14 protein-coding genes are annotated in these 12322 nt (G+C 70.5%); 7 read left to right on the top strand and 7 right to left on the bottom strand.

From position 1 onward, the window contains the following. Positions 1-146: 146 nt before the first annotated feature. The 3 genes from CCN72_RS05660 to CCN72_RS05670 form a co-directional block, all read right to left on the bottom strand. Positions 147-1190 (bottom strand): LGFP repeat-containing protein, encoded by a 1044-nt coding sequence (locus CCN72_RS05660; protein WP_086806576.1) that lies wholly within the window; start codon positions 1188-1190, stop codon positions 147-149. 140 nt (positions 1191-1330) lie between these two features. Beyond that, positions 1331-1915 (bottom strand): DinB family protein, encoded by a 585-nt coding sequence (locus CCN72_RS05665; RefSeq protein WP_086806610.1) that lies wholly within the window; start codon positions 1913-1915, stop codon positions 1331-1333. Between the two features lie 163 nt (positions 1916-2078). Then, positions 2079-3551 (bottom strand): aminotransferase class I/II-fold pyridoxal phosphate-dependent enzyme, encoded by a 1473-nt coding sequence (locus CCN72_RS05670; RefSeq protein ID WP_086806577.1) that lies wholly within the window; start codon positions 3549-3551, stop codon positions 2079-2081. 334 nt (positions 3552-3885) lie between these two features. Between CCN72_RS05670 and CCN72_RS05675 the strand changes: the two genes are divergently transcribed. Both CCN72_RS05675 and CCN72_RS05680 read left to right on the top strand, forming a co-directional pair. Further along, positions 3886-5046: a glutathione-independent formaldehyde dehydrogenase gene (locus CCN72_RS05675; RefSeq protein ID WP_085568303.1), complete on the top strand. Its 1161-nt coding sequence runs from the start codon at positions 3886-3888 to the stop codon at positions 5044-5046. A 165-nt stretch (positions 5047-5211) separates the two neighbouring features. After that, on the top strand, positions 5212-5718 hold the full coding sequence (locus CCN72_RS05680) for a hypothetical protein (RefSeq protein WP_086806578.1): 507 nt from the start codon (positions 5212-5214) through the stop codon (positions 5716-5718). Between the two features lie 416 nt (positions 5719-6134). Here CCN72_RS05680 and CCN72_RS05690 read toward each other — a convergent pair whose 3' ends face one another. After that, on the bottom strand, positions 6135-6986 hold the full coding sequence (locus CCN72_RS05690; protein WP_244174137.1) for a LysR family transcriptional regulator: 852 nt from the start codon (positions 6984-6986) through the stop codon (positions 6135-6137). An 81-nt stretch (positions 6987-7067) separates the two neighbouring features. On the opposite strand from CCN72_RS05690, the gene CCN72_RS05695 reads away from it, so the two are divergent. The 5 genes from CCN72_RS05695 (at position 7068) to CCN72_RS05710 (ending at position 9104) form a co-directional block, all read left to right on the top strand. Continuing rightward, the gene (locus tag CCN72_RS05695; protein ID WP_208637925.1) at positions 7068-7562 is read left to right on the top strand and encodes a cupin domain-containing protein; all 495 of its coding nucleotides are present in this window, start codon (positions 7068-7070) and stop codon (positions 7560-7562) included. A 93-nt stretch (positions 7563-7655) separates the two neighbouring features. Beyond that, positions 7656-7790 (top strand): hypothetical protein, encoded by a 135-nt coding sequence (locus CCN72_RS41360; protein ID WP_269820427.1) that lies wholly within the window; start codon positions 7656-7658, stop codon positions 7788-7790. A 66-nt stretch (positions 7791-7856) separates the two neighbouring features. Beyond that, positions 7857-8297 carry a VOC family protein gene (locus tag CCN72_RS05700; RefSeq protein ID WP_086806581.1) on the top strand — a complete coding sequence of 147 codons (441 nt, stop codon included), beginning with the start codon at positions 7857-7859 and terminating at the stop codon, positions 8295-8297. Between the two features lie 364 nt (positions 8298-8661). Beyond that, positions 8662-8826 carry a hypothetical protein gene (locus CCN72_RS39530; RefSeq protein WP_037652110.1) on the top strand — a complete coding sequence of 55 codons (165 nt, stop codon included), beginning with the start codon at positions 8662-8664 and terminating at the stop codon, positions 8824-8826. 2 nt (positions 8827-8828) lie between these two features. Then, positions 8829-9104, top strand: coding sequence for a hypothetical protein (locus CCN72_RS05710; RefSeq protein WP_037652113.1), 276 nt, complete (start codon positions 8829-8831; stop codon positions 9102-9104). A gap of 142 nt (positions 9105-9246) precedes the next feature. Here CCN72_RS05710 and CCN72_RS05715 read toward each other — a convergent pair whose 3' ends face one another. From CCN72_RS05715 to CCN72_RS05730, 3 genes are all read right to left on the bottom strand, one after another. Beyond that, positions 9247-10542 (bottom strand): MFS transporter, encoded by a 1296-nt coding sequence (locus tag CCN72_RS05715; RefSeq protein WP_208637926.1) that lies wholly within the window; start codon positions 10540-10542, stop codon positions 9247-9249. Next, positions 10539-11078 carry an ArsR/SmtB family transcription factor gene (locus tag CCN72_RS05720; protein WP_086806582.1) on the bottom strand — a complete coding sequence of 180 codons (540 nt, stop codon included), beginning with the start codon at positions 11076-11078 and terminating at the stop codon, positions 10539-10541. The genes CCN72_RS05715 and CCN72_RS05720 overlap by 4 nt, the downstream gene beginning before the upstream one ends. A 251-nt stretch (positions 11079-11329) precedes the next feature. Then, on the bottom strand, positions 11330-11869 hold the full coding sequence (locus tag CCN72_RS05730; protein WP_086806584.1) for an EF-hand domain-containing protein: 540 nt from the start codon (positions 11867-11869) through the stop codon (positions 11330-11332). Positions 11870-12322: the final 453 nt, after the last annotated feature.

Consider the following 12322-nt stretch of genomic DNA (forward strand, 5'->3'; position numbering starts at 1 on the left):
CACGCGGCCTGTGGCTCGCTCCCCGCCCCCTCCACCTCGCGGGCTACCCCGACGACCCGGACGACACCCACATCGTGCGGGGCCTCGACTGATCATCCCCCCCGGTGCCGCACGTCGTCCACGGGGACGTGGGGCAGGCGGGGGGGCTACTCTCCCCAGTTGCATCCGGTCTGGAGTGCTTTGCTCGCGTCGTAGGGGACCATGTCGTAGTGCCAGGCCTCCAGGTCCCAGGTCGCACCGCCCCAGTGGCCGCCGTCGCCGTTGGGGTAGGAGTACGACGCGTGGCAGTACAGCTGCTCGTACGTCGAGTGCATCTCGCCCTCCGTGGCGTGCGGGAACATGAGCGTGTTGGACCAGACCTGCTTCCAGTCGTCCGCCGAGTCGCTGGAAGCGGTGTCCGAGCTCGACGTGCTCGCGAACGCGGCGTCGGTCGGGGTGACATGGGTGGAGCGCTTGTTCTGGTCCGCCAGGTTCATGTAGACCTCGGTCTTCTTCACCCACTTCGTGTTGGTGATGCCGCCGTAGCCGATGCAAGCGGTGTGGCAGCTTTCGAACGCGTTGGACTGGCCGCCGCTGTACAGGATGTAGCGCCCGGACTGGAAGTTCTGCCGTACGCCCGTGTTGTTGTCTTCGCCGCCTCCGACGTGGTTCTCGTTGAATTCGTCGGACGTCGGGTAGCCGTAGAAACCGCTCTCGTATCCGTTCTGTCCCCACCACCAGCCGGTGAGGCCGTGGACGGCGTGGGCGCCGCTGTACTGGCTCCAGTAGATGGTGCCGCCCTGGAACTGCTGGCGGACGCCGTAGCCGTCGGGATTCGTGATCTCGTCGGTGAGGGGGTAGCCGAGGTAGCCGCGCTCCCAGCCCAGGTCGGCCCAGTGCTGGCGGATCGCGCCCCACACGGCGTGTGCGCCGGTGTCGGGGGTCCAGTAGATCGAGCCGTTGTCGAAGGCCTGGAAGCGGCCGACGCCGTCGGGGGCGCCGAGTTCATCGGTGGTGGGGCAGCCCAACGACCGCTGGACGCCGGGGGTTTGGGTGTACTCGGTCCAGATGGCGCCGTCCACGGAGTGGGACCCGCAGAAGACTTCGGCGGACGCGGGGGTGGCACCGATGGTGAGGCCGGCGGTGACCAGGCCGAGGGCGACGATCGGGGCCGCCAGGAGTGTTCCGATACGTCCGAGAGAGGAATGCATGTCTGCGTTCCTGCCCCGGCCCCGGCTGCACGAAGCCCGCGACCGTCTTCGAGCCGGACTTCAACCAGATGACGACCGGCCCCCGTTCCTCGGCCACCACCCGCCGGTCGCACGGGGTCGCGGATCTGATGCCCGGCGGCTCACGCCTTGATGGGTGCGGCCGACCTGGCGGCCCGCTCGATCTTCGCGCGGTAGGCCGCACGGGCCTCCTCGTCGATCGGCCGCTCGTTCTCGGCGCGCACCCCGGTCCTGCCGTCGAGGCCCTCGCGCAGGATGTCGGCGTGCCCGGCATGCCGGATGGACTCGCCGAGGACATGGACCATGACGGCGAACAGGTTCGTGTTGGGACGGGGCTCGGGCCACCACGGCACATGGCCGGGGGCGTCGAGGGGAAGCTCGTCGATCGTCGCGTCCGAGTGTTCCCATGTACGCCGGTAGAACCCGACGATCTGATCGCGGCTCTCGTCCTCGGCCGCCCACAGATCGCTGCCGTCGTGGTCCTGCCACCGGGGCAGCGGCTTCGGGGAAGGGCGGTCGAAGACCTCGCCGAAGTACCTGGCCTCGACGGTGGCCACGTGTTTGACCAGGCCGAGGAGGTTGGTACCGGTCGCCGTCAAAGGCCGGCGGGCGTCGTAGTCGGACAAGCCGTCGAGTTTCCAGAGCAGCGCCTTGCGGTCCCGCCGCAGTCTTCCGTGCAGGCTGTCCTTCGCGAATTCATCGATCACGCGGCACGAGCCTGCCATGGCCTGCTCGTGGTCTCAAGATCCAGTACATGGTCCGCACCGGCCGGCGAAGCCGAGGGCCTGACCGTCGCCGCTCGTCCGATTCGAGGTTCTCCGTCCGCCGCCGAACGTGGTGGTGGCAGGGAGCACCGGGATCCGGTCCAGGTCACCGCCGGCGCACGACGCGTACGGTCTTCAGACGCTGGTCGGCGGCGTCGGGGAGGAACATGCCGGCCGCGACTCCGGTGGTCAGATAGTCGAGGACGGGCTGGGTGAGGCGCTCGCCGGGCAGGACGACAGGGATGCCGGGCGGGTACGGGGTGATCATCTCGGCGGCGATCCTGCCGGCCGCCTCGTCCGTGGGCACCTTCTCGTGCCCGGTGAAGTAGGCGTCGCGTGGCAGTTGGGCCTGGTCCATCAGCAGGTCGGCGGGGGAGGGGACGGCGACGTGAGGGACGTCCCGCAGATCCGCGGCGTGGGCGGCCAGATCGCGCAGGGCGGTGAGCAGGCGCCGGGCGGTCTCGGTGTCGTCCGCGTGGGTGAGCTGCGCGCTGATGCGGCGGTGGTCGAAGAGATGGGTGTCGATGTGATGGTGTTCGCGGAGCCAATCGGCCGCCCGGTATCCGCTCGTGCCCAGGTCGTGGATGTCCATGACGACCGGGAGAGGGTCGAAGTCGGCGGCGAGGCCAGGACCGCAGAAGTCGGCGGCGTCGTTCACGTGGATGCCGGCGATCGACTCGATCTCCGAGCGGACGCGGCCGGCCAGGTCGAGCGCGTGGCCGATGAGTTCGCGGCCGTGCTGGACCATCTGCCGGCGCCAGGCGTCGATCCCCGCGTAGAGCAGGGCGTTGGGGCTGGTCGTGCCGAGCAGGTCCGCGCGTGAGGCCAGTTCGGCGGGGTCGATGAGGTCGCCCTGGAGATGGAAGACGGACCCTTGTTCCAGGCCGCTGCCCATCTTGTGGATGCTGGTCACGCAGACGTCGGCGCCCGCGTCCATCGCCCAGGCCGGCAGCGCGTCGTGGAAGGGAAGGTGCGCACCCCATGCCTCGTCCACGATGAGTGGCTTGCCGCGGCGGTGGCAGACGTCGGCGATGTCCTGGAGCGCTGCCGCCGATCCGTAGGGGGTCGGGCTCGTGACAAGGGCTCCGTCGGCGTCGGGGCAGCGGGCGAAAGCCTCCTCGAAAGCGGCAGCGGAGGGCGGGTGGGCGATGTGCCGGCCGGCATCCCATCGGGGTTCCACCCAGACCGGTTCGACGCCCGAGAGGATCAGCCCGGCGACGACGGATTTGTGCGCGTCGCGCCCGACGAGGAGCCGGCTGCCCGGACAGGTCACCGTCAGCATGGCGGCCTTCACCGATAACGAGCTGCCGCAGGTCGAGAAGAACGTGTGCTCGGCATGCACGGCGTCGGCCATCAGCTGTTCCGCACGTTCCAGCACCCGGCTGCGGGCCAGCCGGTCATCCAGACCCCCGTTGGCCAGGACGTCACCGTGGAAGACGGCGTCCCCCAGCACGGCACGCGCACGCGGGTCCGCGCCCCGCGCCTGCTTGTGACCCGGTGGTGTGAAGCCCAGCTCGTCGGCATCGTGATACCGGGCGAGTGCGTCAAGGACAGGTGCTTCGTCGTGATTCGACCTCATACCCGTGCGGTGTTCCCCCGACCCCGAGCGACATACCCTCCCTTTCGGCCGCACGAGTACGCGAGGGGCGGCCCGGAGGCTCGTCGGAGGGGCGGCTCGGAGACTCGCCGCCGGCCAGGGCGGACGGCCCCCCGCTGATCCAGAAGCCGGTCGAAGCGGCGCGGAAGAGCGGCGGGGGGCTGTCCCGGGCCGGAGCCTTCCGCACGGCACGAGCGAGGTCTCGGTCTTCCTGGCCCGTTTCGTCCGAAACGCGGGTGGGGACCCGGCAGGGACGGCAGTGCCGGCTTGTCCGTCGTCCGGTGGGTAGGACCGCCGGAGAAGGAAGGGAGTGATCATGAAGGCCGCGGTATACGAAGGACCGCGTACGGTGACGGTCAAGGACGTGCCGGACGCGAAGATCGAGCACCCCTGCGACATCCTCGTCAAGATCACGACCACCAACATCTGCGGTTCGGACCTGCACATGTACGAGGGGCGTACGTCGTTCGAGACGGGCCGGAGCCTCGGCCACGAGAACCTCGGCGAGGTGGTGGAGGTCGGCTCCGCCGTCAGCAAGGTGAAGGTCGGGGATTACGTCGTACTGCCGTTCAATATCGCCTGTGGATTCTGCAAGCAGTGTGAGAAGGGCCTGACCAACTACTGCCTGACCATGCAGCCGGAACCCGCGCTCGCCGGAGCCGCCTACGGCTTCGCCGAGATGGGGCCCTACCAGGGCGGTCAGGCCGAGTACCTGCGGGTGCCCTACGGCGACTTCAACGCCCTGCGGCTGGGCGAGGACGCGGTGGAGCGGCAGAAGGACTACGTGATGCTCGCCGACATCTTCCCGACGGGCTACCACGCCACCGAGATGGCCGGTGTCGGCCCGGGAGACCAGACCATCGTCTACGGCGCCGGGCCCGTCGGTCTCATGGCCGCGTACTCGGCGATCCTCAAGGGAGCCGGAAGGGTGTGGGTGGCGGACCACCACCAGGACCGCCTTCGCAAGGCCGAGGAGATCGGTGCCATCGCGATCGACACGAGCAGTGAGGATCCGGCCGAGGTCGTCAAGGAGGCGACCCTCGGGCTCGGTGCCGACAACGGCTGCGAGTGCGTCGGATACCAGGCCCACGATTCCGGAGGTCACGAGGACGCCGCTCTCACGCTGAACGGGCTCATCGACAGTGTCCGCTTCACCGGGTCCCTGGGCGTGGTCGGGGTGTTCCTGCCCGAGGACCCGGGCGGCGCCAAGACGCAGGGCAAGCTGGAAGCCGAGGGCAAGATTCCCTTCGACTACGGCCTGATGTGGTTCAAGGGGCAGCACATGGGCACCGGCCAGGCGCCCGTGAAGCGGTACAACCGCGCCCTGCGCGACCTGATCGCCGGCGGCCGGGCCGAACCCGGCTTCGTCGTCTCCCACGAACTTCCGCTGGACGAGGCGGCGTCGGCGTACGAGCACTTCGACAACCGGGACGAGGGCTGGACCAAGGTGATCCTGCACCCCGACGGCCGGCGCTGATCAGGTGGGAGGGCCCACCGGTCGTAGACGACCTGCTACGCCGAGTGCGCCGTGCCGAAGAGCGGTCCAGGTGACTGTGCGGACACGCCGCGCCGCCGCGACGACGGGTCCGACGGACGATCGCCGAGGGCGGGGACTCGGCAGGAGAGCTGCGAAGGGCTGACCGTGCAACACGACGTACTCGGTATCTATCTGAACGACCATTTGGCCGGGGCCACGCTCGGCGCCGGCCTCGCGCGGCACCTGGCCCATCGTCACAGGCGTGGCACCCGCGCCTCCCTCCTGGAACGCATGGCCGACGAGATCGCCCAGGACCGGCGGACTCTCCTGACGATCATGGACGGGCTCGGCGTACCCGCCCACCGCTACAAGGTGATCGCGGGGTGGACCGCGGAGCGGCTGCGCCGGCTGAAACCCAACGGCGTCCTGCGCCGGCACTCCGGCCTCGACACGGTCATGGAACTCGAGACCCTGCGCCTGGGGATCGAAGGGAAGTCCCTGCTCTGGCTCACCCTGCTCGCACTGGCTCCGCAACGGACCGAACTGGACGGGGCACAGCTGCACGATCTGCTCGACCGCGCGCGCAACCAGCTTGACGTGGTGGAAGATCTGCGCCGTACGGCCGCAGCCGCCGTCTTCCACCCGGGCGCGCCGGGTGTACGACGGGTGTGATCCTGGGTCAGACCTCCGAACCACTCGCGTACGTCGCAGGGGAAGGCGAGCGCTTGGCGCAAGCCCTCGGCCTGCACCACACCGGCGAGAGGGCGGGCGAGCCCTGGGGGCGTCGTCTCGGCGGGCTTGAGCAGCTGGACCCTCATGTGTCGGTACGTGCGTTCGAGTGCCGCCTCGCGGATCCCGGCGGCCCGCGCGGCGAGATCCGCCGACGGCAGGGCGGAGACGGTGCCGGTCGGCCGGGCCGCGCCGGACGGGTCCGCGAGGGCGAATACCGGTCCAGCACCCCGTGCAGTCCCACGATGAGACCCGTGCAGTCCCACGATGACAGTGGCGTCCGGACCGGTATCACTCATGGTCGTACTCCTGGACCACGTGGACGGAAACGCCGAACCAGCACCGGCGGTTGTCGTTGCTCAGCGGTGGTACGCGGATGACGCGATCTCGATGAAGGATCGGATCAACGGGTTGGTGTCACCCTCGTTCCACACCGCCACCACTCGGCTCCGCGGCATGTCGGTCAGCGGTACCACGGCCAGCTCCGTGGGCAGGTCGTGTCCGAGCGGGGCCAGGCCGACCGTGCCGTTCCACAGCACGGCTTGCAGGCATTCCTGGACGGTGCGCACGACCGGGCCCTCGCGCGGCCTGCCACCGTTCCAGTACGACTGCCAGATCGGGTCGGTGTCCTGCGGGAACTGGAACCAGCGGCGGTCGCTCAGCTCGGCGAGCAGCAGCCCGTCGCGGTCGGCCAGCGGATCGTCGGCGCGCAGGACCACACCGACCGGATCGGTCCGCAGCGCACGCGCCGTCAGCGCCGTCACGTCGAACGGCGCCCGGGTGAGGGCGACATCGACCAGTCCGGCGCGCAGCCCGCACGTCGGGTCGGTCAGGTCCGTGTCGCGGACGCGGATGTCGATGCCGGGGTGGTGGCGGCTGAAGTCGGCGGCCAGCCTGGCCACTCCCGGGTCGGTGCCGTCGCCCAGGATGCCGATGGTGATGGTCGCGACGCCGGCCGCCGCGCTCACGCGTACCCGGACGCGGTCGGCATGGTCGAGCAGGGCCCGCGCCTCGTCGAGCAACACCGTGCCCACCACAGTGAGCGTGACACCGGCGGGCGAGCGGACGAGGAGCAGGGCGCCGACGTCGGCCTCCAACTGCTTGATCGCCCGGCTCAGGGGCGGCTGGCTCATGTGCAGCCGGGTGGCGGCCCGGCCGAAGTGCAGTTCCTCGGCGACCGCCACGAAGTAGCGCAAGGTCCGTAGCTCCACGCTGCGACGATACCCGTGAGGTATCGGCGTCGCAGGACAGGTCTTGGACAGCCCCGGGGGCTCGGCGGTGAACTCGTGGGCATGACCGAAGAGGCGAAGAGCAGCGAGCCGCAGCCCAGCCCCGCCGTGTCGGTGACGGGGCCCGGCGACGGCGAGGTGATCGTCCTGGGCACCACGCGCATGCGGATCCTGGAGGACGGCAGCAGCACCGGGCACCGCCTCGCGATCGCCGAGTCCGTCCTCGCCCCGCACACCCAGGGACCGCCGCAACACCGCCACGCCCGACACGACGAGGGCTTCTACGTCCTGTCGGGCACCGTGCGGTTCACCGTGGGGGACGAGGACTACGACGCCGGCGCGGGCACACTCGTGATGGTTCCGCCCGGCACCCCGCACACCTTCGCCAACCCGACCGACCAACCCGCCGTCATGCTCAGCACGTTCACCCCCGACCTGTACGTGCAGTACTTCCGGGACCTCCAGGCGGTACTCGCCTCCGGCCGCCCGCTGACGGCCCAGGCCAACATCGACGCGATGAGCCGCTACGCGACCGAGCCCGCCACCGACCTCAACTGAAGCCGCGGGCACCGCAGGGCGCCGGCCGTCGAGCGAACGCCGTCCGTACGATCAAGTTCGACAACTCGTTCGACTGTGACAGCGAGGGGCGACATGCCGGAGAACGTTCAATGGTTCGTGGACCGGTACACCTGGCAGGACCAGCGGGTCATCAGCTCGGAGGCCGACCTGCCCCGTATCCTGGCTCCGCTCATCGAACTCGTCGGGGGATCCGCCGACCAGGGGTGAGGAAAACCTGCGGCCCACCGGCTCCGTCCCAGGGGCATCAGAGGTGGCGAAGAAGGGGCGACCATCATGGCGATTCAGCGGATGGACAACGTCGGCATCGTCGTCGACGACCTGGATGCCGCCATCGCGTTCTTCGTGGAACTCGGTATGGAACTGGAGGGCCGGGCGGAGGTCGAGGGCCGCTTCGCCGACCGGTGCACCGGACTCGACGGCGTCCGCTGCGACATCGCGATGGTCCGGACCCCTGACGGTCACAGTCGGCTGGAACTGGCGAAGTACCGCAGCCCCGCGGCGGTCAGCGCGGGACCGCGCAACCGACCGCACAACGTTCTGGGCACGCACCGCGTCATGTTCGCCGTCGACGACATCGAGGACACCGTCGCCCGCCTGCGCCCGCACGGCGCCGAACTCCTGGGCGAGATCGCCCGGTTCGAGGACAGCTATCTGCTCTGCTACGTCCGCGGCCCGGAGGGCATCATCGTCGGACTGGCCGAGCAACTGCACTGAAGCGGAAGCGGAAGCGGAAAGGGAAGCACCGAACCCCGCGGCCGAACGAGATCACCGCCTTCTGAACCGCCGCCGGACGCTCTGGGCTCAGTGGCCCGACTCGCCTGACTCGCCCATCCCCGTGCCGCCGGGCCAACTCGCCCCCTGACACCGGAATTTGCCGGACCGCATGCGACAAAGCGGCGGTACACGCTCCCCCTGCGGACCGGTCCGTCGCGCCGCTGAGCGCGTGAGACGCGTGCCCCCGGGTAACCGGCGATGACATGAACGCGTTGAGGAAACGGCCGCTGAGGCCGCCGTACGGACATGACGGCGAAGCGCCGTCCATCGCCGGCACCGTCACCGTCGGACCGAGGAGGTAGACGTGCTCTTCCTGGTCGTCGCCCTGCTCCTGCTGGGCATCATCCTGGGCTCGGCCGCCTACCTGCCCTGGCCCGTCACGCTGGTGGTCGGTGCCGTGATCGTCGGCTGGCTCGTCGTGTTCGCCGGACGCGAGCGGCGTCGGCGCGGCCGGACGAGGAGGGCCTGATCATGCGGTTGACCGCACCACCCTCCGCGCACACGGGCCGACGGGACACCGAGGGCATGGCGGTGGCCTCCTTCGTCCTGGGGCTACTCGGACTGCTCGTCCTCAACCTGGTCCTCGGCCCCATCGCCATCGTGCTCGCCGTCATCGCCCTGCGCCGGGACACACCCCGCCGGTTCCGAGCCCTGCTCGGACTGGGGCTCGGCATCGCCGACCTGGTCGTCTTCGCCGTACTGGCGTCCGTCCACGGAGCCACGTCCTGGTCGATCTGGGGCGGCTGAGCACCCCGGGGCGCCGGTGCCGCGCCCGACAACGGAAACAGCGCCGGGAGCGGGATGCCGGGGCGGCCGACCGGCCCTGCCACTCGTCGCGCCCCGCAGGAACCTGCCCCCCGACTTGTCGTGCCGCCCGGCCGCGAAGGCGTCACAACAAGTCGGTCGCACTCTCCAGCGCGGGAACCTCGGACGCCGGACGCTCTGGGCCGCCGGCCGGGGCCGCGGCACGCAGCGCCGCTTCGACCCGGCGATTGCTGGTCATGGATGCCGTGACGGCCGTCATCGCCAGGAGGAGGACGGCGGCGGCGTAGAGCGGGGTACGGATGTCGCAGGCGGTGGCCAGCCAGCCGCCGAGGAAGGCACCGACGGGGGCGGCGCACATGGCCAGCATGCGGGAGGTGGCGGCGACCCGGCCCATGAGGTGGGCCGGGACGATCGCCTGCCGGAGGGAGGGCGCGAGCACCATGGTGGCCCCCATGCCGGCCCCGCAGACGGCGAGCGCCACCCCGGCCACGTACGGGTCCGGGGCGCAGGCGAGCCCGAGGACGGCAAGGCCTTCGACCGTGGCCGTACAGGTCAGCGCGGTGCCGGTGCCGAGCCGTCGGCCGAGCCGGGAGGCGATACCCGCGCCGAGCAGTCCGCCGGTGGCCTCCGCCGTGAGCAGCAGGCCGAAGCCGTAGGTGTGGACGCCGAGACGGTCGTGGGCGAAGAGGGCGAGGACGGTCTCCACGGCGAGGAAGGCGACGTTCCCGACCGCCGGGCGGAGCGCGAGCCCGAGCAGCACCCGGTCCCGGAAGACGTACGAGGCCCCGGCCCGCGCCTGCCGCAGCAGCGACTCGTGGGCCTCCGGGACCGGCCGGGGCAGGGCGGGCAGCGTACGTACGAGCAGCGCGGAGAGCAGGAACGACACCGCGTCGCCGAGCAGCGGAACCGCACGTCCGAGCGCGAGCAGCGCGCTGCCCGCCGGCGGCCCCGCGAAGCCGGACATGGCGGTCTGGGCGCCGCGCAGGCGGGAGTTGGCGCGCTCCAGGAGGGCGGGGTCGCGGCGGAGCAGATCCGGCAGATAGGCCGTGGCCGCCGTGTCGAAGAAGAGCCCGCCGAGGCCGAGCAGAAAGGCGACGGCCGCGAGCAGCCCGATGCTCAGCACATCGAGCACGGTGGCCGCCGCCGGTATCGCGAGCAGCGCCGCACGCGCCGTGTCCGCGGCCCACATGACGCGCCGGCGGTCCCAGCGGTCCACCAGCGCGCCGCCGAGCACGCCGAAGAGCAGCCACGGCAGCGTCCCCGCGGCCGTGACGACGGCGAGTGCCATCGGATCCCGCGTCAATGTCAGGGCGAGCAGCGGCAGCGCGGCATATGTGACTCCGTCGCCGAGCGAGGAGATCGTCTGCGCGGTCCACAGCCGCCCGAACCCTGTCGGCAACTTCACGACGTCCGCGGTCACTTGGCGTCTCCTTCGGCCTGCGCGCGGGATGCCGGGTGGAACAGCGCGAAGACGAGTGAGGCGTCCGGCAGCGATGGATCGGACAGCTCCCGGTACTCGTCCGCCAGAGCGTGCAGCCGCGCCGCCAACTGGGCGAACTGCTCCTCGGTGAGCCGCAGATGCGCCATCCGTACCTGCCGCTCGCCGTCCACCGGCGATGCCTCCAGGTCCGCGACCGCGTGCCGCATCAGTACGTCCGGCCCTCCCTCGCCCGGATCCGGCAGCACGATCGACCGCGCGGCCATCGCGTAGTACCGCTCGGTGACCCCCCGCACCTTCCGCGTCCGCACCACCTTCACCAGGCCCGCCCGCTCCAGGAGGCGCACGTGATAGCTGGAACTCCCCTTCGCGAGGCCGACCCGCTCGGCGATCTGCGTGATCGTCGCCGGCTCGAAGCGGAGTACGGCCATGATCCGGTGACGCGTCAGGTTGGAGACGGCGCGCAGCTGTTCGTCGGTGCTGACGCGAAGCGTCTCGGGAAGATCATCGGTAGGCATGCCAGCAATGGTCAACGTTTCTTGACCATTGAGCAAGGGATTTTCCGAACCCCGCCGGGATCGCCCGGTGTCCGAACGGGTGAGTGTTGCCGAGGTGACGGTCCCCGACGCGGGCCTGGTCCACGGTCCGCTGGAGCACACCCCGGACAGCAAGAGGGTGAAGCCGGGCGCCACCATGAAGGCCGAGGCTTGCGGGCGGCGGTCACGGAACCGCGCATTCCCCGTCTCCGTGGCTGACTCCGTGGCTCCGCTCAGGCGGTGAATCTGCCGCAGAGCCAGTTGCCCGGTTCCGTGGGGTCGTCGCTCGTCCAGAACTGGCGCCACAGCAGCGCGAACTCCCCGCGGTCGAGATGGCCGTCGCCGTTCGCGTCGAGCAGTTCGAAGATGCCCGTCAGGTCAACCGGGCGCCCGTTCCAGGTCTCCACGAGTCGCCGGTGCTCCTCCGGGCTGATGCGGCTGTCCCCGTCGGCGTCCACGGCGTCGAAGACCGTGTTCGCCGTGGCGGTGACCTCCGCCGCCATCGCGGGCAGTCTGTCGACCACGGTGAGCAGTTCGGGCAGGTCGACCGTCCCGCTTCCCCGGGCGCCCCCGGCCTCGCGCAGTGCCGACCACCACCCCATCAGAAGGTTCTCGACCCGCGCGCGCAGTTCCGTCCCCGGGCCCACCGCCGGCAGTCGGCTCCAGCGGGCGACCAGCGCCCTGAAGTCCTCCTCGCGCAGACAGCCGTCCCCGTCGGCGTCGAACGCGGCGAACATCCCCCTGAGCTTGCGCTCCTGAAACTCGCTGGCCATGAACGGCCTCCCTCGGCACCGAACCGAACCGCGGACCCCGGTGAACGCCCCGCGCAGCGGCGGCGGACCACCGGTCACTGTAGGTCGCGGGCCGGACGCTCCCAAGTGGGCACATGAGTGCGAGCGATCGGAGGCTCGTGGCCCCGATCCCGCTCGTCCCAACCGTCGCTCTGGGACGACCGGTTCAAATATTCGCAAAGGGTACGTGCCGCACTCCGGTCCGTCGCCCCGGCGTCCCCGGCGCTGTGCTGTCCGCCGGCCTCCGCCCCGCATGCAAAGGGTCCTTTTGGCATGGCCAACCATCCCTTATGGAATCGGGTCGGCATGTGACCACCGTCTCCGCTCCGCCGGGAACCGGAAGGGGCGTGAATTCGTCGCCCCGGGCCAAGCCCCTTGCCTGAAAGGCTCGTTGATGCAAGCCCGTTCCGAATGGTGAGATACGCTGAGTGACAG

It is taken from the genome of Streptomyces murinus (assembly GCF_002154555.1).
GTDB classification, from domain to species: Bacteria; Actinomycetota; Actinomycetes; order Streptomycetales; family Streptomycetaceae; genus Streptomyces; species Streptomyces murinus.